Origin of the sequence: Mycobacterium sp. 050128 (assembly GCF_036409155.1) — a bacterium.
In the GTDB taxonomy this organism is placed as follows: domain Bacteria; phylum Actinomycetota; class Actinomycetes; order Mycobacteriales; family Mycobacteriaceae; genus Mycobacterium.
In genome coordinates this window covers 3,476,682-3,497,409 of sequence record NZ_JAZGLW010000001.1, presented here as the reverse complement: position 1 = coordinate 3,497,409, position 20,728 = coordinate 3,476,682, and the positions used below count along the sequence as shown (strand labels likewise).

Below are 20,728 nucleotides of genomic sequence, written 5' to 3'. Positions count from 1 at the left end.
CGCTTTCCGCTGCCGTGAATCAACGAGACCGCGAAATATTCGATGTGCCAACATATTCCCCGCGCTGCCCCGATGGGGCGGCCGGGCACCGCCGAACTCTCACCGGTACATTTTGGCGCGCGATATGCGTTGCTCACTGATTGGCCCGCAACGGATGTCGAATCGCTCCCGCACCGTATTGAGAACACGGCGCTGCCGCTCGCGTTCGCGGCGGTGTGTCAACACGAACCGTGCCAGGCCCGGCAAGCGGCGCGGCAGCGGGTACCACTTGTCGAAATCAAGACAGTTCTCGCTGAACACAGCTCGTGGGACGTTGTCATAGATCAGGCTGAGGTTGTGCTGGACGAGCGCGAAAAGCACATATGGGAATGCCATCGGCGCCTTGTCCCTGAGTCCCTGCCAGTCGAGTTCATAAAGTGGGATCTCCCGGAGCTTGTCCAAGAACAGCAGATGACCCAGGAAGTACCCCATGAATGCGGGCAGATGCAGGACAGCCGAGCGCACATTGATCGAAACGACTGCGCCACTGGGCGAAACGTAGGGCTCGTACGGGTGTCCATCGGTGACTTTGAGGTATCCCGTGCAGTTGACCACCCAGCTGCCCGGCTCGATCGTCTTCGTCGACCCGCTTCGGAGTAGCAACTCGGTCGTGCCGTTGCAATCGACGACATCTTCGAGATAGTCCATGACGACATCGTTGAGACCGGCGGAGATCGTGTCGTTCTCCGCCTCCGACAACACCCCCAACACAAAGTTGTCCGATTGCGGCGTCAAGAACGTCCCATAGGTTGCGCGGTACCAATCCTGGACCTCCGATTCGTTCGTGCCGTCGAACCGGCGACTCAGCTGGGCGGCAACAGTGCTCGGCACGGCGCCCGTCCACCACCTCCGGGAGCCACTCGGTAAGAGCCGGTCGCGGCTGGAGAAGAATGTTCCTCGGCCGGCGACCAGATTGACCTCGCGACCGGGGTAGGCCGTAATCAGTGCGTGAGCGGTGTCCATCGCGGTCTTCCCGCCACCGATGATCCACACCGGCGCACGGCTTTCCCTGATGTCGCCCGACCGGATGTCGCAATAGTCAGGCGACACCGAATGGACCCGTTTGCTGGAGATGTCCAGAGGTTGGTTGGGCGTGACTGCTAGACCAAACGCCTTGATCAATCGCTTGGCCTCCACCACGAGCATCCGGCCGTCAGCAGCCCGACAGGTGGCCCGCACGACTCCGTTCGCTTCCTCCTGAGACTCGAATTCCCAGCCGAAGTACTCGTCGACCGGCACGCGTTCGGCGATCACGTCGACGCAGTACCGAAGGTGATCGAGCACCTCCCTTTTGGTCGCCAGGTGAGCGCGGTCCTGGTTGAGGGTCCACTCGATGTTTCCCGCGGTAAACATCGGATGCGGTTGATGCAGGCGCACATACGAATACACATCGACCCACATGCCGCCCGGGCGCGGCCGACGATCGAGCAGGATCACCTTCTGGTCCCGCGACAGGTACCGGCTGGCCGCGAACAGAGCGTTCAGCCCGGCGATGCCGGCTCCGATGATGCAAAGGTCGCAGGTTTCCACCCGCGGCGACTGGGATTCGGACATGATCCCGCCTTTCCGTGCAGAGGCGTCAATTATCGGTACGCGCCCGCACTACCGGGATGAGTAGTCGACTACCCCACTGGCGTCGGCATCGCTGGTTGATGGGCCCGTACTCTCGAATACGTGCCTCGCCAACCCGAATCTCCGGAACTGGTCGCGCTGTTGGCTGGACGCCGGATCGCGGTGCTGACCGGCGCGGGGATTTCCACCGACTCGGGCATTCCCGACTACCGGGGACCAGATTCGCCACCAAGTAACCCGATGACGATTCGTCAGTTCACCTCGGATCCGGCGTTCCGGCAGCGGTACTGGGCCCGAAACCACGTGGGCTGGCGGCACATGGACGCGACGCAGCCGAATGCGGGGCATCGGGCGCTGGCCGCGCTAGAGCTTGCCGGGGTGGTGACCGGCGTGGTCACCCAAAACGTCGATCTGCTGCACACCAAGGCCGGCAGTGCCAACGTGATCAATCTGCACGGCACCTACGCGCAGGTGATCTGCCTGAGCTGCGGCCACACCACGAGTCGCGCCGCGTTGGCCGACGAACTCGAGGCACTCAACCCGGGATTCATCGAACGCGCCGAGGCCATCGGTGGCCTGGCGGTGGCACCCGACGCCGACGCCGTCGTCGCCGATACCACGTCATTTCACTATCTGGACTGTCCGCGCTGCACCGGCATGCTCAAGCCCGACATCGTCTACTTCGGCGAAAGCGTTCCTAAAGATACTGTGATACAAGCTTTTTCACTGATTGATGAGTCGGACGCGCTGCTGGTCGCTGGATCTTCGCTGACCGTATTCTCCGGCTACCGATTCGTGCGGCACGCTGCCGCACGCGGCATCCCGGTCGCCATCGTCAACCGCGGACCCACCCGCGGTGACGAACTGGCCACCGTCAAACTCGACGGCGGGTGCTCGGAACTGCTGGTGCTGCTTGCCGACGAGCTGGCGCCGCTGGCCCTGCACTAAAACGTGCAGGGCAGGCTGCGCACGGCGTGCACGAAGTTACCCGCCACGTACGTCGCCTCGCTCGCCTGAATGTCGGGCAGCTGACGCAGCAGCTCACCGAAGAAGGCGCGCAGTTGCGCGCGCGCCACGTGGGCACCGAGGCAGAAATGCAGTCCGCCGCCGCCGAATCCGACATGGGAATTGGGGCTGCGGCCCAACTGGAATTGATCCGGGTGCTGGAAGGCATCGGTGTCCCAGTTGCCCGACGAATAGAACATCACCACCTTCTCGCCCGCCGCGATCCTCTGGCCGCCGAGCTCGAAATCGGTTGCCGCCGTGCGGCGGAAGGTCATGACCGGTGTCGCCCAACGAACGAACTCCTCAACCGCCACGCCGATCCTGTTCTCGTAATCAGCTAGCAGCCAAGCTCTTTGGTCCGGGAAGTCAGTGAGCGCTTTCATGGTGTGGCTCATGGTCTGACGCGTGGTGTCATTGCCCGCCACCGAAAGCAACACAAAGAACGCGGCCACCTCCGCGTCGGTCAACCGGTCGCCGTCCACCTCGGCATGCACCAGGCTGCTGATGAGGTCTTCGCCCGGCTTCTCGCGGCGCTGCGCGGCCAGCGTGCCGACGACCTGGTGCAGGTACATCTGCTGTTCGAAGATGACCTCCAGTGCGGGGCGCCCATTGAGAAAGTCGGGGTCGGCCCACGACACCAGCGCGTCGGTGGCGTGGGCCATGCGCTCGCGCTCGGACTCCGGGATGCCCACCATGTCCGACAGCGTGCGGATGGGCAGCTCCTTGGCGCAGAGGTCGACGAAATCCGCGCCGCTGCCGGCGTCGCGGAGCTCCGCCACGATCGTCTTCGCGTTCGCCTGGATCGATTCCTCGATGCGGCGGACCTGCCGCGGCGTGAACGCGGCGTGGGCGAGCTTGCGCAGCTTGGTGTGCCGCGGCGGGTCCATCGCCAGGAACGACTGGGACGCCTCGAGCAGCTCCACCGGAATGCTCTCGAACATCACCCCCTGGCCGGACAGGAAGGCGTCGCTGTCGCGGCTGACCGTGACGATGTCCGCGCGCCGGGTGACCGCCCAATAGCCGGGGTCGTCGGGGTCCGGCATCAGGGCGTCTTGGACGGGGGGATGCCAGCTCACCGGCCGCTCGGCCCGCAACACCGCAAACGAGCGCTCCCGGTCGGCGGCCGTCGTCGACCAGAACTCGCGCGAGGACAGATCAATCGCGTCGTAGGCGCGTGGACGGCCGGACCGCCCGGTCAGTACTGCCATCGTTTGCCCTCCATCACGTCATCAAACTGCGTCGAACATTATGCCTAGACACTATGTCTAGTCAAGATGTTGAAATGTCGGTTATGCTCGGCAAATGCCCTCGGTTACCCGCAAGCCGCAGCCCAGGCGCGAGCAGTCGCGCCAGCAGCGGCGTGAGGAGATGGAGCGCCGCCTGCTCGACGCCACCGAGCGGCTGATGCTCGGCGGGGCCAGTTTCACCGAGCTCAGCGTGGACCGGCTGTCGACGGAGGCCGGGATCTCGCGGGCGAGCTTCTACATCTACTTCGAGGACAAGGGCCACCTGCTGCGCCGGCTCGCCGGCCAGGTGTTCGCCGATCTGGCTGAAAGCGCGAATCGGTGGTGGAGCGTAGCGGGACGCCACGATCCGGCCGATGTGCGCGCGGCCATGACGAGCCTGGTGGCCAGCTATCGCCGCCATCAGCCGGTGCTCGTCGCGCTGAACGAAATGTCGGGCTACGACCCGGTAGTCGGCGCGACGTACCGCAATCTGTTGACCGCGATCACCGGGCGATTGACCCGCGTGATCGACGAGGGCCAGGCCGACGGTTCGATCCGCCCGGAGCTATCCGCGGCCACCACGGCCAGCGCTTTGACGTGGATGGCCGAGCGGGCGTGCCAGCAGAATCTGCCGGGCGCGCCGAGCTCCTATGACGCCGAACTGGCCACGACGTTGTCCGAAATCATCTGGGCCACTTTGTATCTCAAGCCGCTGTCAGCGCCCTGATGCGTCAGACGGCGACCAGGTCGTCGGCATGCACCGCGGGCCGGCGCAGCTCGTCGGGCAGCTCGGAGGTCGACCGTCCCATCATGGTCGCCAGCTCGGCCGCGTCGTAGGCGACCACGCCGCGGGCCACCATGGTCGCGTCCGGTCCGTGCAATTCGACGACGTCGCCCCCGTAGAACCGGCCCGTCACCGCAGTGATGCCGGCGGCCAGCAGGGAGCGGCGTTGCTGCACCACCGCACGCACTGCGCCCGCGTCGAGGCTGAGCGAACCGGTGGACTCGGCGGCATAGCGCACCCAGAACCGGCGGGCCGACATCCGCGCGGGCCGGGCGGCGAACACCGTGCCCGACGAGGCGTCCGTGAGCGCCGTCGCGGCATCCGACGCCGCGGCCAGCAGCACCGGCACCCCGGCATCGGCGGCCAGCAGCGCCGAGGACATCTTCGACGCCATGCCGCCGGTGCCCAACGCGCTGCCCGGACCGGCCACCACACCGACAAGGTCCGACGATGCGGCCACCTCGGGAATGAAGTGGGCTCCCTTGGTCTTTCGCGGATCCTTGTCGTAGAGGCCGTCGATGTCGGAGAGCAGCACCAGCGCCTCGGCGCCCACCAGGTGAGCCACCAGCGCCGACAGGCGGTCGTTATCGCCGAACCGGATCTCGTTGGTGGCCACCGTGTCGTTTTCGTTGACGATCGCCACCGCCCGCAGCGCGCGCAACCGGTCCAGGGTGCGCTGGGCGTTGGTGTGCTGGGCCCGCATCGAAATGTCATGCGCGGTCAGCAGTACCTGCCCGACCGTACGACCGTAGCGAGCGAACGCGGCACTCCACGCGTTCACCAGCGCGACCTGGCCCACGCTGGCCGCGGCCTGCTTGGTCGCCAAGTCCTTTGGACGACGGGATAATCCGAGCGGCTCGATGCCGGCGGCGATAGCACCCGAGGACACGATGACGACGTCTGTGCCCGCCTTCATGCGCGCCTCGATCGCATCGGCCAGGCCGGCCAGCCGGCCCCCGTCGAACACCCCGGACGGTGTGGTCAGCGCGTTGGTCCCAATCTTGACGACCAGACTGCGAGCGGTGCGGATGGCTTCGCGATGGGCACTCAAAGCTCGTCACCGCGTTCGCGCCGCCGACGCCGGGCGGCCTTGCGTTCGTCGGCGCCGATGCGCTCGGTGCGTTCCAGCCGTACGTCGGTGCCGCGGCCCGTCAGCGGAACCTGTTGGCCCGCTGGTGTTTGCGGCTCCCAGTCGAATGTCATCTCGCCGATGGTCACCGCGCAGCCGGGCCGTGCGCCCAGCCGCAACAGCTCCTCCTCGACGCCTAGGCGCGCGAGGCGGTCGGCCAGATAGCCCACCGCTTCGTCGTTGTCGAAATTGGTCTGGCCGATCCAGCGCTCGGGCCGGGCCCCGGTGACCACGAAACCGCCTTCCCCGTCGGGCTCGACGGTGAAACCGCTGTCATCCACGGGCACCGGGCGGATCACCGGGCGTCGCGCTACCGGCGCCGGTCGCGAGGCGTTGTACTCCGATATCATCTTCTGCAGCCCAAAGATCAACGGCTGCAACCCTTCCCGAGTTACTGTCGACACCAGGAACACCGGCCAGCCGCGCTCGGCGATCTCGTCGCGGACGAACTCGGCAAGCTCACGCGCCTCGGGTACGTCAATCTTGTTGAGTACCACCGCCCGCGGCCGCTCGGCCAGGTCGACCAGCGCAGTATCGCCTTGCAGAGTCGGCGTGTAGGCGGCGAGTTCGGCTTCCAGCGCGTCGATGTCGGAGATCGGGTCGCGGCCGGGCTCGGCGGTGGCGCAGTCGACGACATGCACCAGCACCGCGCATCGCTCGATGTGGCGCAGGAAATCCAGCCCCAGGCCGCGGCCTTGCGACGCGCCCGGGATCAAGCCGGGCACGTCGGCCACGGTGAACGACTGCTCGCCGGCCGAGACGACGCCGAGATTGGGAACCAGTGTGGTGAACGGATAGTCGGCGACCTTGGGTTTGGCCGCCGAGATCACCGATACCAGCGACGACTTGCCCGCCGACGGAAAGCCGACCAGCCCGGCATCCGCGACGGTCTTGAGCTCGAGGGTGAGGTCGCGGGCCTGGCCTGGCTCGCCCAGCAGCGCGAAGCCGGGTGCCTTGCGCGCACGGGAGGCGAGCGCCGCGTTGCCCAGCCCACCACGGCCGCCCGCGGCCGCTTCGAAGCGGGTGCCCGCACCGACCAAATCGGCTAGCAGGCGGCCGTTTTCGTCCAGCACGACGGTGCCGTCGGGGACCTTGACTTCCAGATCCGCACCGGATGCGCCGTCGCGGTTGCTGCCCGCCCCCTGCTTGCCGTTGGGAGCGGTGACGTGCGGGCGGAAATGGTAATCCAGCAGCGTGTGGACGGCGGGATCCACAACAAAGACGATGCTGCCGCCGCGGCCGCCATTCCCGCCGTCGGGGCCGCCGAGCGGCTTGAACTTCTCGCGATGAACCGAGGCGCAGCCGTTACCGCCGGAGCCCGCTCGGGCGTGGATGACGACTCGATCGACAAACCGAGGCATCGGGGGTCCTCTCAGCTACCCGCATGCACGGGCGCAGCGACCTCAGTCGGTGGTCTGCCCGGCTGCGATGATGTTGACGGTCTTACGTCCGCGCTTGACGCCGAACTCGACGGCGCCGGCTTCCTTGGCGAACAACGTGTCATCCCCGCCACGGCCGACGTTGACGCCGGGGTGGATGTGGGTGCCACGCTGGCGGACGATGATTTCGCCGGCCTTGACGATCTGGCCGCCGAATCGCTTGACGCCCAGCCGCTGAGCGGCGGAGTCGCGACCGTTGCGCGAGCTGGAAGCGCCCTTCTTGTGTGCCATGTCTATGAGCCTCCGCTCAGTGCTGTCGGTTCTTGTCTGTTCTTCGCCGGACGGCTCGTCACGCGATTCCGGTGACCTTCAGGACCGTCAACCGCTGTCGGTGACCCTGGCGCTTGTGGTAGCCGGTCTTGTTCTTGAACTTGTGGATACGGATCTTCGGGCCCTTGGTGTGCTCGAGCACCTCGCCGGTCACGGCTACCTTGGCCAGCGCGGCAGCGTCGGAAGTGACGGTCGCACCGTCAACCACCAGCGCCACCGGCAGCGACACCTGGGCGCCGGGCTCGGATTCGAGCTTCTCGACCTTGACCACGTCACCGACGGCAACCTTGTACTGCTTGCCACCGGTCTTGACGATTGCGTAGGTCGCCATCGTTGCTCCTGCCTCTTCCTTACGTCTTCCGCGCGCGTGCAAACTGCGATGCGCGTGGTGGGTCTGGGGAGCGGGAGAATCTTCCCGCCTGTCGTCCGCCGAAGTCAGCTGCCCGGCGTGACGACAACTGTCCAAGGGTACGTGACCAGCGGCTACAGGGTCAAACCAGCACCCGGGCGAGCCGCGGCAGGCTCCAGGCCTGATCCACGGTCACCCGAGATGGAACCTGGCAACGACAAGAATCGCTCTGTTCAGGTGTTTGTTACCTTTTAGCTAACTCCCGACGGCGGGCCGTCCACGTAGAATCTGTCGATGCCGACGGCCAGCAACCGCCTTGACCGCACCCGTTGGCTGTATTTCGCGGTCGCCGCCGCCGTCGTGGTCGGTGTGATCGTCGGGTTGGCCGCACCCGAGGCCGGCAAGAGCGTCGGGCTACTCGGCACGATGTTCCTCAGCCTGATGAAGATGTTGGTCTCGCCGATCGTCTTCTGCACGATCGTGCTGGGCATTGGCAGCATGGGCAAAGCCCAGGCGATCGGGAAGATCGGGGCGCTGGCATTCGGCGTCTTTCTGGTCGTCTCCTCGGCGGCGCTGGGCATCGGGCTGGTGGTGGGCAACCTGTTGCAGCTGGGCAGCCGGTTACACCGGCCCGATGGCGCGCTGGCAGTGAGCGCCCCACCTGTCGAACACGTGGACCACCCCGGCGGCTTCGCCGATCTCATTCACCACGTCGTCCCGACGTCGCTGCTGACCGCTTTGACCGAAGGCAACGTGCTGCAGGCGCTATTCGTCGCGTTGTTGGTCGGCTTTGCGATCCAGTCGATGGGCACGGCGGGCGAACCCATCCTGGTCGGTATCGGCCACCTGCAGAAGCTGGTATTCAAGGTGCTCGGGATGGTGCTGTGGCTGGCGCCGGTCGGGGCATTCGGCGCGATCGCCAACGTCGTGGGCTCTACGGGCTGGCGCGCGATCATGAGCCTGTCGCTGATGGTCGGCGCGTTCTATCTGACCTGCGCGGTGTTCGTCTTCGGTGTGCTCGGCGTGCTGCTGCGGGTCGGGTCGGGAGTGTCGATCTTCCGGCTGGTGCGCTACCTGGCCCGCGAATACCTGCTGATCTTCGCGACCTCCTCCTCGGAGCCGGCGCTGCCGCGACTGATCGCCAAGATGGAACACCTGGGTATCGACCGCGGCACCGTCGGCGTGGTGGTGCCGATCGGCTATTCGTTCAACCTCGACGGCACCGCGATCTACCTGACCATGGCCACCCTGTTCATTGCCGACGCACTCGGCCATCCGCTGGGCTTGCACGACCAGCTCTGGCTATTGCTGTACATGATGGTCGCGTCCAAGGGCGCCGCGGGCATCAGCGGTGCCGGCCTGGCAACGCTGGCCGAAGGGCTGCATCGCCTCGACCTGCTCGGTGGCACCGGGTTGCTGGTCGGGATCGACCGGTTCATGTCGGAAGGCCGCGCGGTCACCAACTTCTCCGGCAATGCCGTCGCGACGGTCCTGGTCGGCATCTGGACCAAGACCATCGACCGGGCCAAGCTCGACGCGGTGTTGCACGATCGCGACCCGTTCGACGAGCTAACCATGATCGACGAGCCCCACGAAGAGCCGCCTCCCGCGCGCCAGGCCGCCGCCGCGTGACGGGTTAGTCAGCGTGGATGGGCGGACCTGCCGGCCGGCCCGCCGCGCGCCGGCGGCGTGGACGTCCGAAGCCCGAGTCGGCGTCGGCCCCGTTAGCCGAACCGTTTTCATCGTCCGAGTCCTCGTCGTCGTCCGAATCCTCGTCGTCGTCCAAATCCTCGTCCTCATCGACAAGGTCGAGATCCTCGTCGTCGTCGAGGTCTTCGTCGTCATCGTCGAGATCCTCGTCGTCGAGGTCCTCGTCGGCCGAGTCCTCCTCATCGACGTCGTCGGTGTCCTGATCGGTGTCGTCGTCCTCGAAGGCATCGGAGTCGGCGTCCTCGAGGTCGGCGGGACCCTCCACCTGGGTCTGCTCGTCGATCTCGGTGGCGACGTCCTCGCCGGCCTCGTCGGCGTCACCGTTGTCGCGGGTGGCCATCGCCTTGAACATCGGATGCTCACCCGGCGCATGCGCTGGCACCTTGGCGACGGCGGGCTGATCGGCGGGCTCTTCGGATCGGTTCTTCTTCGACCGCTTGCCGCGACGGCCGCCGCCCGACTCAGACTTGCGCCCGTTCGCCGGGGCCGAGTCGACCGGGTCGGCGTGCAGCAGGATCCCGCGACCGCCGCAGTTCGGGCACGACGTCGAAAACGCCTCGATCAGACCGGTTCCCAGGCGCTTGCGGGTCAATTGCACCAGGCCGAGCGATGTCACCTCGGACACCTGGTGGCGGGTGCGGTCCCGGGCCAGCGACTCGGTGAGCCGGCGCAGCACCAGGTCGCGGTTGGACTCGAGCACCATGTCGATGAAGTCGATGACCACGATGCCGCCGATGTCACGCAGCCGCAGCTGACGCACGATCTCCTCGGCCGCCTCGAGGTTGTTCTTGGTGACCGTCTGCTCGAGGTTGCCGCCGGATCCGGTGAACTTGCCGGTGTTGACGTCGACCACCGTCATTGCCTCGGTCCGGTCGATGACCAGCGTGCCGCCCGAAGGCAGCCACACCTTGCGCTCCATCGCCTTGGTCAGCTGCTCGTCAATGCGGTGCACCGCGAAGACGTCCGGCCCGGGCTGCCCTTCCGCTCCGGCCGGGGGCTCGTATTTCGTGAGCTTCGAAACCAGATCGGGCGCAACGGAATTCACATAGTCGTTGATGGTGTTCCACGCGTCGTCGCCGGAGACGATGAGACCGGCGAAGTCCTCGTTGAACAAGTCGCGGATGACCTTGACCAACACGTCGGGCTCTTCGTAGAGCGCGACCGCCGCGCCGGCGGCCTTGCCTTTGGTCTCGCCCGCCTTGGCCTCGATCTGCTCCCACCGCTCCTGCAGGCGGGTGACATCGTGGCGGATGTCCTCCTCTTTGACACCCTCGGACGCGGTCCGGATGATCACGCCGGCGTTGGACGGCACCACCTCACGCAGGATCTCCTTGAGACGCTGGCGTTCGGTGTCGGGCAGCTTGCGGCTGATCCCGGTCGACGACGCGCCCGGCACATAAACCAGGTAGCGGCCGGCCAGCGAGACCTGGGTGGTCAACCGTGCGCCCTTGTGGCCGACCGGGTCCTTGCTGACCTGGACGACGACATAATCGCCTGGCTTGAGCGCCTTCTCGATCTTGCGCTCGGCCCCGCCCAGCCCCGCGGCCTCCCAGTTGACCTCGCCGGCGTACAACACGCCGTTGCGGCCGCGACCGATGTCGACGAAGGCCGCCTCCATCGAGGGCAGCACGTTCTGCACGATGCCGAGGTAGATGTTGCCGACCAGCGACGCCGACGCCGCCGACGTCACGAAATGCTCGACGACGATGCCGTCTTCGAGCACGGCGATCTGTGTGTAGCGCGCACCCGGGTGCGGCGGGTCGGTGCGAACCCGGTCGCGCACCACCATGACCCGTTCGACGGCCTCGCGGCGCGCCAGGAATTCGGCCTCGGTGAGCACGGGCGGGCGGCGCCGTCCGGCGTCGCGTCCGTCGCGCCGGCGCTGCCGCTTGGCCTCTAGCCGCGTCGACCCATCGATGCCCTTGATCTCGGCATTGCTCGAGCCGTTGTTGCCCCTGCCGTCGTCGGAGGAGCCGCCCTTGCCGCGCGGCGCTCGCTCGTGCACCACGGTGTTCGGCGGATCGTCCGGTGCGGAGCTGTCGTCGTTGTCGTCACCCGAACCCGACTTGCGACGACGACGCCTGCGACGGCGCCGGGTGGCGGCGTCCGGCGAACCGTCATCGGCGCCGTTGTCGTCGTCGGAGTCATCCGAGTCCTGGTCGTCGGGGTCGTCAGAGTCGTCGTCCGAGTCAGCGGATTTCTGGCCGCGCTGCTCGCCGTCACCGTCGTCGTCCTGGTCGGGCCCGCCCTGGTCGCCACGGCCGCGGCCGCGGCCGCGCCGGCCCCGGCGGCGGCGCCGGTTAGCCGGCCGATCGGCCTGTTCCTCGTCGTCGTCACCGTCATCGGAATCGTCGTCGGCGTCGGTGTCGGTGCTGTCGTCAGCGCGGGCTTGAACGTCGGTCGCGACGGGCTGTGGCGCCACGAACAGCGGCATGTACGCGGGGCGGTCGATCGTGTTCTCGACCGTCACCCGAGCCTCGGATGTCCCGGGTGAGCCGACCTCGGCGCTGCTGAAGGCCACGAAGTTCTCCGGGGGCCGGGGCGACAGCAGATCACGCACCCGAATCGCGTCCTCGTAGTCCACACCGGAATGCGCGCTGCGGATGCGTCCGTCCAGCGCGCTGAGCGCGTCGACCACCCGCTTGCTGGTGGTTCCCAGCGCTCGTGCCAGGGAGTGGACTCTCAAACGATCCGGCAGGTCTTCCTGAGCCGGCGTAGGTGAAGGACCTGAAGTTTGGTCACCGTCTATCACGTATTCTCCTCAAGCCCCCGGGCGCGTCATGTCGACGCGGCCACGCGAGGGCTTCGCTATGTGCCCGGGTCACTTCTCCCGGACTTGTGATGGTCTTGCTCCGAGGGACTCGGCTTGAACCCACTCGGCGCCGTGCTGAATGTCGGCCTGACATGCCGCGCAACATCGCGAGCTGGCAATGGTCGCGCTTGTCTAAGTCTTCATTCGAGTGTCTGACGCCGGTCCGGCGACGTTCACCCGCAGTCAGTATCCCACATCACGCCGCGGGCCCAAACGAGCCTGACCTGGAACCCCGGCCACGGGGTGGGGGTCTAGGGCCCTAAGCGCCCGGAAACCATAGCGCGATTTCGCGCTTGGCCGAATCGACCGAATCGGATCCGTGCACCAGATTCAGCTGCGTTTCCAGCCCGAAATCGCCACGGATTGTGCCCGGAGTGGCCTTCTCCACCGGGTCGGTACCACCGGCGAGCTGCCGAAACGCCGCAATGGCGCGCGGTCCCTCGACGATCGCCGCCACCACCGGTCCCGACGTGATGAAGTCGAGTAGCGACTCGAAGAACGGCTTACCGTCGTGCTCGGCGTAGTGCTGCGTGGCCAGCTCTTTGCTTACGCTGCGCAGCTCGAGCGCCACGATCGCGAGGCCCTTGCGCTCGATGCGGCTGATGATCTCACCGATCAGCCGCCGTTCGACGCCGTCGGGCTTGATCAGAACCAGGGTCCGTTCCGTCACGGCGGTCAGCGTACCGAAAGAATCGCGACTCAGCCCGGCGGCGTTGGCCCCTGACGCCGGCGGACCTCGGCGCGGAAGTACGCGATCAGCAGCCACAGTCCGGCGAACAGCACACCGATGAATCCGACGCCCGGGTACACCGCGAACCCGGCCAGGACGACGAGCTGGACGCTGAGGTTAACCCAAATCGCCCAGGGCCTGCCCTGCACACCGCACAGCACGATGAGCAGCCCGGCCACGCTGACCAGGTAGCCCAGGGATACCGAGGTCAATCCGCCGCCGACGGCGCCGACCACCGGGATCGCCAGCAGCACCACGATCGCCTCCAGGATCAGCGTCGCGGCCATCACGCCCCGGAAACTCTTCCAGGGGTCGGCAGGCGGCGGGTTCTGCTCGCTATCGGTCATTGGGGGTCACGACCAAACAAGGTACGCGCGGCCCCGGCGGTGAACACCGAGCCGGTGATCACCATTCCGGTGCCGGAAAACTCTTCCGCTTCGCCCTCGGCGGCGGCATCGTCGACCAGCGCGGTCGCGACGTCGATCGCGTCGCGCAGATTTTCGGCGGTCAGCACCCGGTCGGGCCCGAATCGCTGCTGGGCGGCCAGCGACAGCGCCTCGACATCCAGTGCCCGCGGCGACCCGTTGTGGGTCACGACGACGGAATCGAACGCCGGCTCCAGCGCGGCCAGGATGCCGTCGACGTCCTTGTCGGCCATCACGCTGAGGACCCCGACCAGGTAGCGAAAGTCGAATTCGCTGTCCAGCGTCTGCGCGAGCGCGGCCGCGCCGGCGGGATTGTGCGCGGCGTCGATGAAAACCGTTGGCGCGCTGCGCATGCGTTCCAGCCGGCCCGGGCTGGTGACGGCCGCGAAACCGGCCCGCACCGCCTCGACGTCGAGCTGACGTTGCGCACCAGCGCCGAAGAAGGCCTCGACCGCCGCCAGCGCCACCACCGCGTTGTGCGCCTGGTGCTCGCCGTGCAGCGGCAGGTACATGTCGGAGTACACCCCGCCGAGGCCCTGCAGCTCCAGCACCTGGCCGCCGATTGCGATCTGACGGCCCAGCACCGCGAACTCCGAATCCTCACGCGCGACAGCTGCGTCGGCCGGAACAGACTGCGCCAGAATCACTTCCATCGCCTCCGGCACTTGGCGCGCGATGACCGCGACGGTGTCGGGCGCGCCTTCCGGGGCTCTGGTGATGATGCCCGCCTTCTCGCCGGCGATCCCCGCGATGTCCTCACCGAGGTATTCGACGTGGTCGATACCGATCGGAGTGATGACCGCGACGGGCGCGTTGATCACGTTGGTGGCATCCCAGCGACCGCCCATGCCGACCTCGACGACGGCGACCTCGACAGGCGTATCGGCGAAGGCCGCGAATGCCATCGCGGTCAACACCTCGAACTTGCTCATACGGGGGCCCTGCCCCCCGAAAACACCAGCCTGCGACTGCGCGTCGATCATCTGCACGAACGGCTCGATCTCCCGGTAGGTCGCCACGTATTGCGCTGGGCTGATTGGCTTTCCGTCGATCGCGATGCGTTCGATCGCCGACTGCAGGTGCGGGCTGGTGGTGCGGCCGGTGCGCCGGTGCAGCGCGGTCAGCAGTGCGTCGATGATACGCACCACCGACGTTTTACCGTTGGTGCCCGCGACGTGGATCGATGGGTAGCCGAGCTGCGGCGAGCCGAGCAGATCCATCAGGGCGCTGATACGGGTCAGACTCGGTTCGATTTTCGTCTCGGGCCAACGCTGGTCCAGCAGATGCTCGACCTGCAACATCGACGCGATCTCGTCGGGTGTCGGAGCCTCATCCGGCACCGGAGCAGAGCTGGTGGCCCCAGGTTCGTCGAGCCAGTCGGGCTCGTCTGTCATTGCATCCCGGCCAGCCTGGTGTTGATGCGCTCGGTTTCCTCCTGGGCGAGGCGTTGACGATCGCGGATCTTGGTGACGACCTGTTCCGGTGCCTTGGCCAGGAAGTCCTGGTTATCCAATTTGGCTGCGGTGGAAGCCAATTCCTTCTGCGCTGCGGCCAAGTCCTTCTCCAGGCGGCGGCGCTCGGCGGCGACGTCGATGGTGCTCGACGTGTCGAGTTCGACGACGACGGTGCCGGCGTTCAACCGAACTTCCACGGATGCCGACGGGTTGAACTCGGGGCCCGGCGCGGTGAGCCACGCCAGCGAGGTCACCGCGGACACCTGAGTGCTCAGATCGCTGTCCTCGACACCGGCCAGCCGGGCCGGCACTTTCTGCCGGTCCGCCAGACCCTGGTCGCTGCGGAACCGGCGAACCTCGGTAACCAGCCGCTGCATATCGCTGACACGCTGCACCGCAACAGGATCCAGGCTGATGCCGGACGGCTTCGGCCACTCGGCGATGACCAGGGACTCCTCTCCCGTCAACGCCTGCCACAGCTCCTCGGTAACAAACGGGATGACCGGGTGCAGCAACCGCAGCAGCGTGTCGAGGCCCGCGGCCAGCACCGCGGTGGTGTGGGTGAGCCCGTCGGCGAGCTGCACCTTCGCCACTTCGACATACCAGTCACAGAATTCGTCCCACGCGAAGTGATAGAGCGCCTCGCAGGCCCTGCTGAACTCGTAGCTGTCGAACGCCGAATCCACTTCGGCGCGAACCACTTCCAACCGCCCCAGGATCCACCGGTCGGCATCGGTCAGCTCGCCGACCGGCGGCAGTGTCTTTTCAGGGCGCCATGCCACGCCGTTGAGTAACGCGAAGCGGGTGGCGTTGAACAGCTTGGTGACGAAGTTGCGTGACGCCCGGACGGCATCCTCGCCGACGGACAGGTCGCCGCCGGGACTGGCGCCACGGGCGAGGGTGAACCGCAGCGCGTCGGCCCCGAACATCTCCAGCCAGTCCAGCGGGTCGATCACGTTGCCCTTGGACTTGCTCATTTTGCGGCCGAACTCGTCGCGGATCAGCCCGTGCAGGAAGACGTCGGTGAACGGTACCTGCGGGCCGCGGGCGCCGCCGAGGGTGATCGCGTCGTCGCCGCCGACGAAGGTGCCGAACATCATCATCCGCGCCACCCAGAAGAACAGGATGTCGTATCCGGTCACCAAAACACTTGTCGGATAGAACTTTTCCAGCTCGGGAGTCTGCGACGGCCAACCCAGGGTGGAGAACGGCCACAGCGCCGACGAGAACCAGGTGTCCAGCACGTCGGGGTCTTGCTCCCAGCCCTGTGGCGGGGTCTCGTCCGGTCCGACGCACACCTTTTCGCCGTCGGGTCCGTACCAGATCGGGATGCGGTGACCCCACCACAGCTGTCGCGAGATGCACCAATCGTGCATGTCGTCTACCCAGGCGAACCAGCGCGGCTCCAGGCTGGCCGGGTGAATCACGGTGTCCCCGTTTCGCACCGCGTCGCCGGCGGCCTTGGCCAGCGATTCCACCCTGACCCACCACTGCAGCGACAGCCGGGGCTCGATCGGTTCGCCACTGCGCTCCGAGTGCCCCACGCTGTGCAGGTAGGGCCGCTTCTCCGCGACCACCCGGCCCTGCGCCGCCAGCGCCTCACGAACCGCGACACGAGCTTCGAAGCGGTCCATGCCGTCGAATTGTGTTCCGGTTTCTACGATCCGGCCCTTGGTGTCGAGGATCGAGATCATCGGCAACTCGTGGCGCAGCCCGATCTCGAAGTCGTTCGGGTCGTGTGCGGGCGTGACTTTGACTGCGCCGGTACCGAATTCGGGGTCCACGTGCTCGTCGGCGACGATGATCAGCTGCCGATCGATGAACGGGTGCGGCAGCGTGGTGCCGACCAGGTGGCGGTAGCGCTCGTCGTCGGGATGCACCGCGACCGCCGTGTCGCCGAGCATCGTCTCGACCCGAGTGGTGGCGACCACGATGTGCGGTTGCGAGTCGTCGAGCGAGCCATACCGGAACGACACCAGTTCGCCCTCGACGTCGAGGTAGTTGACCTCGAGATCCGAGATCGCCGTTTCCAGCACCGGCGACCAGTTGACCAGTCGCTCGGCCTGATAGATAAGCCCCGCGTCGTAGAGCCGCTTGAAGATCGTGCGCACCGCGCGGGACAGGCCCTCGTCCATCGTGAACCGGTCGCGGTCCCAATCGACCCCGTCACCGAGGCGCCGCATCTGGCCGCCGATGGCGCCGCCGGACTCGTGCTTCCAATCCCAGACCTTGTCGACGAACAGCTCGCGACCGAAGTCCTCTTTGGTTTTGCCGTCGACCGCGAGCTGCTTTTCCACCACGCTCTGTGTCGCGATGCCGGCGTGATCCATCCCCGGCTGCCACAACACCTCGTATCCCTGCATGCGCTTGCGGCGGGTCAGGGCGTCCATCATCGTGTGTTCCAGCGCGTGGCCCATGTGCAGGCTGCCCGTGACGTTCGGCGGCGGCAGCACAATCGAGTACCCGGGCCTGGAACTAGTCGGGTCCGCCTTGAAGTAACCGGCTTCCACCCACTTCTGGTAGATCGCCGTCTCCTGCGCGCCGGGGTCCCACGACTTGGGCAGGTCGGCGGCGGAGCGGGGGCTGGCGGTCACCGGTCAATTCTAGGAACCGCGACGGGCGCGCGTGTAAGCGCCCGAACACGCGTGTGCTCGGTCACTCTCGGCGCCGCCGCCCGATCAGGGAATCGTGAGCACCTGGCCGGGGTGGATCAGGTCTGGGTCGGTGACGCCGCTCGCGTCCGCGATCACCTGATATTTGCTGCCGTCACCGTAAAACCGCTTCGCGATGGCCCACATCGTGTCGCCGGAGACGACGGTGTACGTGCGCGGCGTGGGCTCGGGAGCGGCGTCCGGCGCGGGGTCCGGGGTGCCGCCGACGGGCCCGGACATCGGCTCCGGGGCGGCCTCGGCGACGGGTGCGGTGTCGGGCATCACATCCGCGGGCTCGGCGGCCGGCGCCGGAGGTGGCGGACCGTCGGTCTCGGTGTGACTGGACCATGCCGGTCCGTCCGCGGCGTAGAGCACCAGGTTGCAGTCGTCCTGAAGCACGAGCCGGACGTCCTTCTTGCCCTTGGTGTCGGTGTGCCAAACCGGCTTGTCCGACGTGTAGAGCACGAAATTGCCGTCCCGCTGCACCTCGGCGCGCTGCACGTCTTGGCCGTTGGTCGCCGTCGCCCACAGCGCTTCGCCGCGCGCGGCCAGCACGAGGTTGCCGTCGTCTTGCAGCGTCAGGGTGTAGGCCCCATTGTTGGAGGCGAGCGATTGCCCCCGCTGCAACTGTTGTCCTTCAGTAAGCGTGTCTGACATGGCTTTTCCCTCTCGTCATCTAGTCCGGCGTAATGGCGCCGGACGCGTCTGCCGGTGCCCGGTGAGTGGGCGCGCACTGAAAATCGGTCGGAGCTGGCATACCTCCCTCGACGCAATCGAAACCATCAGAAATCGAGGACAAGCCTCCAAACGTGATGTGGCGCTTAGCTACTTCGTGCCGCCGAGCAGGCCACCGAGGATGTCGCCGAGTCCGCCGCCCTTGCCGCGTCGACTTCGCCTTCGTCGGCGCCGAGCCTGCTTGCTAGGTCGGCTGTGGGAATCTGCGCGTAGATCATCGAGACCGGCCATCGGGATCTCCACCTCGATGCACGGATGTTCAGGCAAGTCGTCTACGACATTAGTCCGATACAGTGCCGATCGAAAGCCGTTGTGACAGCAGGTTTAATCCAGCCGCTCGGTCCGCAGCGACACGCCGGCAGCGGGCAGCCGGGTCAGCAAAACGTCACCCATCGCGGCCGCCGGAGTGAGCACACCGCGCAGGTCCGTGAGCTTGTCCCGGTCCAGCGCGAGGGCCAGGCCGCACTCCCCCAGCAACACCGCCGTCGCCTTGTAGCCGGGGTCTCCCCGCTGCTCCATTCGCGCCACATAGCGCGCACCACTAATTGTGGTGGTGTACGTCTCGAGCCGGTAGAAGCCGCGGTCGCGCGCTTTTGCACTCGGACCGGTGCCGGGTTTGGGTGTGATGCGGTCCACCAGCGCGCCCGGCAGCAGCCGGAAGTAGCGACTGCCCAGTCCAAACGAGGCGTTGCCGATCCCGGCCATGATGGCCGACGCCACCGGCGCCAGCGGCGACGAGCCCAGGCTCATGTGTTCGGTGTAGCGGAAGCGCCGGCCGTATGCCCAATCCAGTAATGCGTTGCTACGACGCACGATTCGGGTGTTGATCGCCGACATCAGAAATCCGGCTGTCCAGACTCCGGTCAGCTCCGGCGCGATGTAGCGACCGCGCCGCCAGGGCAGATCGGGCTGCCGACCGAGTTCGGGTTCGGCGCCCCGATCAGTGCTCAGCGTGTACGGGTCGACGAGCAGGCTGCGGACACCCGAGTCGCTGGACGCGGCTCGCAGCACGCCCATGAGCGACGCGACCGTCCCGCCGGAGAACCCACCCATCAATGCGCGCATCACGAAGTTGGTGTCGCCAAGCTCGCCGGTGCCGTCGTCTTGTGCCGTCCGGTACAGCGCGTACACCGTCAGATCCGAAGGGACGGAATCGAATCCGCAGCAATGCACGATGCGGGCACCGTTGTCGGCGGCTTGCTTGTGATACAGGTCGATGGCCTCGCGGATGAACATCGGCTCGCCGGTCAGATCCGCGTAGTCGGTACCCGCCGCGGCGCAAGCGGCCACCAACGGCATTCCGTATCGGGCGTAGGGCCCGACCGTGGTGACGACGACCTGGGTGCGGGCGGCCATCTCGTCCAGGGTCGCGGGCGACGCCGCGTCGGCGTTCAGCACCGGCCAGGACTGCGCGGCCTCCCCGAGGCTGTCGCGGACGGCGCGCAAGCGATCCGCCGACCTGCCGGCCAGGGCGATGCGCGCACCGGCTCCGGCGCGTGCCAGGTATTCGGCAGTGAGCTTCCCGACGAAGCCGGTCGCCCCGTACAACACGATGTCGAATTCACGCCCCGATGCGGTCATCGTCGCGACGGTACCGGATCGACATCGGCTGCTCCGTGGCCGTGCGTACCCGCCGCTTGCTCAACAGAAAATGCCGGGCACAACGGCCCGGCATTTTCTGTCATCTTGAGGTCAGCCGCGACGGCCGCAGACCGGCCACGCGCCGATCCCCTGCGAGTGCAGGACGTTCTCGGCCACCCGGATCTGCTCTTCGCGGCTCGCGCCGGCCGGGGAACCCGACCCGCCGTTGGCACGCCAGGTGCTCGAGGTGAACTGCAGGCCACCGGCGAAGCCGTTGCCGGTGCTGATCCCCCAGTTGCCACCCGACTCGCACTGCGCGATGGCATCCCAGTTCACGCTGTACGCCTTGATCGGCGCCGGAGCGTCCGGTGCCGGAGGCGGCGGGGCGTCAAAGCCCACCGGGGCGGGCGGCGGCGGAGGAGCGTCCGGCGCCGGAGGCGGCGGGACGTTCGGGTCGAAGCCCACGGGGGCGGGCGGTGGGGCGTCCGGTGCCGGAGGCGGCGGAACGTCGAAGCCCACCGGCGCGGCGGGCGCCGGGGCGTCAGGAGCCGGCGGCGGGGGCACATCCGCGCTCGCGCTGGCGGACGGAAGCGTCACCAGCGAACCTGTGATGGCGGCGAGGATGAGCGTCTTACGGACGTTGTTCAAAGCGTTCCTTTCGCGAGCGCGCGCGCCAAAGCAAACCCACGGATGGGTTTAGGTGGTTCGTGATGTGGAAATAGGTGCTCTGGACCGTGCCGTCTCGTTTCGGCACGACAGCGAGGGCATGATCTGCCCAGCAGGCGCAAAGCTGCCGGCTGCCGGGCGGCGATGGCCG

Annotated in this window: 16 protein-coding genes and 1 pseudogene; 3 read left to right on the top strand and 14 right to left on the bottom strand. The window is 67.0% G+C overall.

From position 1 onward, the window contains the following. Positions 1-99: 99 nt before the first annotated feature. Positions 100-1,593 carry an FAD-dependent oxidoreductase gene (locus SKC41_RS16780; RefSeq protein ID WP_330978595.1) on the bottom strand — a complete coding sequence of 498 codons (1,494 nt, stop codon included), beginning with the start codon at positions 1,591-1,593 and terminating at the stop codon, positions 100-102. A gap of 120 nt (positions 1,594-1,713) precedes the next feature. On the opposite strand from SKC41_RS16780, the gene SKC41_RS16775 reads away from it, so the two are divergent. Then, positions 1,714-2,559, top strand: coding sequence for an SIR2 family NAD-dependent protein deacylase (locus SKC41_RS16775; RefSeq protein WP_330978594.1), 846 nt, complete (start codon positions 1,714-1,716; stop codon positions 2,557-2,559). Here SKC41_RS16775 and SKC41_RS16770 read toward each other — a convergent pair. Continuing rightward, positions 2,556-3,824, bottom strand: a complete 1,269-nt coding sequence (locus tag SKC41_RS16770; RefSeq protein WP_330978593.1) for a cytochrome P450 — start codon at positions 3,822-3,824, stop codon at positions 2,556-2,558. The two genes, SKC41_RS16775 and SKC41_RS16770, sit on opposite strands and share 4 nt — an antisense overlap. A gap of 94 nt (positions 3,825-3,918) precedes the next feature. Between SKC41_RS16770 and SKC41_RS16765 the strand changes: the two genes are divergently transcribed. Next, a complete protein-coding gene (locus tag SKC41_RS16765; protein WP_330978592.1) occupies positions 3,919-4,569 on the top strand; it encodes a TetR/AcrR family transcriptional regulator in 651 nt (216 codons plus the stop codon). Between the two features lie 4 nt (positions 4,570-4,573). Here the strand turns inward: SKC41_RS16765 and proB are convergent, their stop codons facing one another. The 4 genes from proB to rplU are packed head-to-tail and all read right to left on the bottom strand — an operon-like array spanning position 4,574 to position 7,795. Beyond that, entirely contained in the window at positions 4,574-5,677 is a 1,104-nt protein-coding gene (proB, locus tag SKC41_RS16760; protein ID WP_330978591.1) for a glutamate 5-kinase, read from the bottom strand. Then, positions 5,674-7,116: a GTPase ObgE gene (obgE, locus tag SKC41_RS16755; protein WP_330978590.1), complete on the bottom strand. Its 1,443-nt coding sequence runs from the start codon at positions 7,114-7,116 to the stop codon at positions 5,674-5,676. Before obgE ends, proB begins: the two co-directional genes overlap by 4 nt. Positions 7,117-7,158: 42 nt before the next feature. Next, positions 7,159-7,425 (bottom strand): 50S ribosomal protein L27, encoded by a 267-nt coding sequence (gene rpmA, locus SKC41_RS16750; RefSeq protein WP_330978589.1) that lies wholly within the window; start codon positions 7,423-7,425, stop codon positions 7,159-7,161. Positions 7,426-7,483: 58 nt separating this feature from the next. Then, on the bottom strand, positions 7,484-7,795 hold the full coding sequence (rplU, locus tag SKC41_RS16745) for a 50S ribosomal protein L21 (protein WP_330978588.1): 312 nt from the start codon (positions 7,793-7,795) through the stop codon (positions 7,484-7,486). A gap of 312 nt (positions 7,796-8,107) precedes the next feature. On the opposite strand from rplU, the gene SKC41_RS16740 reads away from it, so the two are divergent. Continuing rightward, complete coding sequence (locus SKC41_RS16740) at positions 8,108-9,445, top strand: cation:dicarboxylate symporter family transporter (RefSeq protein WP_330978587.1); 1,338 nt, start codon at positions 8,108-8,110, stop codon at positions 9,443-9,445. Between the two features lie 4 nt (positions 9,446-9,449). Here the strand turns inward: SKC41_RS16740 and SKC41_RS16735 are convergent, their stop codons facing one another. From SKC41_RS16735 to SKC41_RS16700, 8 genes and pseudogenes are all read right to left on the bottom strand, one after another. Further along, the gene (locus SKC41_RS16735) at positions 9,450-12,275 is read right to left on the bottom strand and encodes an Rne/Rng family ribonuclease (protein WP_330978586.1); all 2,826 of its coding nucleotides are present in this window, start codon (positions 12,273-12,275) and stop codon (positions 9,450-9,452) included. Between the two features lie 319 nt (positions 12,276-12,594). Next, positions 12,595-13,005: a nucleoside-diphosphate kinase gene (gene ndk / locus SKC41_RS16730; protein WP_330978585.1), complete on the bottom strand. Its 411-nt coding sequence runs from the start codon at positions 13,003-13,005 to the stop codon at positions 12,595-12,597. 29 nt (positions 13,006-13,034) lie between these two features. Then, on the bottom strand, positions 13,035-13,412 hold the full coding sequence (locus SKC41_RS16725; RefSeq protein WP_330978584.1) for a DUF4233 domain-containing protein: 378 nt from the start codon (positions 13,410-13,412) through the stop codon (positions 13,035-13,037). Beyond that, positions 13,409-14,853 (bottom strand): annotated as a pseudogene (gene folC / locus SKC41_RS16720) (bifunctional tetrahydrofolate synthase/dihydrofolate synthase). The gene SKC41_RS16725 and the pseudogene folC overlap by 4 nt, the downstream one beginning before the upstream one ends. 27 nt (positions 14,854-14,880) lie before the next feature. Continuing rightward, positions 14,881-17,538: a valine--tRNA ligase gene (locus tag SKC41_RS16715; protein WP_330978583.1), complete on the bottom strand. Its 2,658-nt coding sequence runs from the start codon at positions 17,536-17,538 to the stop codon at positions 14,881-14,883. 84 nt (positions 17,539-17,622) lie between these two features. Next, the gene (locus SKC41_RS16710) at positions 17,623-18,252 is read right to left on the bottom strand and encodes a LysM peptidoglycan-binding domain-containing protein (protein ID WP_330978582.1); all 630 of its coding nucleotides are present in this window, start codon (positions 18,250-18,252) and stop codon (positions 17,623-17,625) included. Between the two features lie 402 nt (positions 18,253-18,654). Next, entirely contained in the window at positions 18,655-19,911 is a 1,257-nt protein-coding gene (locus SKC41_RS16705; RefSeq protein WP_330978581.1) for a saccharopine dehydrogenase family protein, read from the bottom strand. Positions 19,912-20,022: 111 nt separating this feature from the next. Next, positions 20,023-20,559: a transglycosylase family protein gene (locus SKC41_RS16700; protein ID WP_330978580.1), complete on the bottom strand. Its 537-nt coding sequence runs from the start codon at positions 20,557-20,559 to the stop codon at positions 20,023-20,025. Between the last annotated feature and the right edge of the window lie 169 nt (positions 20,560-20,728).